The 237-nt window shown below is 70.9% G+C and carries 1 protein-coding gene; it reads left to right on the top strand.

The window, feature by feature from the left end:
• The coding region (locus IAE58_RS19900; RefSeq protein WP_200734992.1) for a hypothetical protein at positions 1-237 on the top strand (237 nt) is incomplete at both ends.

Genomic DNA, 237 nt, shown 5'->3' with positions numbered 1-237 from the left:
GCTGCGATTGTGTAACGGCTGCAACGCCCGCTACCCTCCCGGCATGATCCGCTTCGTGCGCCGCCGCCCGTCGTTCCTGCTCCGCCTGCTGATGCTGGTGGTGGTGGCGATCGGCAGCGTGGGCGGCGCCACGGCGTCGGCACTGGGCGAGCTGCACGAGATGTCGCATCTGGACCATCCGGCGGCGCCGCACGATGCCGCCGGGCTCAATGCCGGGCACGATCCGGACGACACCAG

The organism is Stenotrophomonas sp. S49 (genome assembly GCF_016624905.1).
In the GTDB taxonomy this organism is placed as follows: domain Bacteria; phylum Pseudomonadota; class Gammaproteobacteria; order Xanthomonadales; family Xanthomonadaceae; genus Stenotrophomonas.
This window is presented reverse-complemented; position numbering and strand designations above follow the sequence as displayed.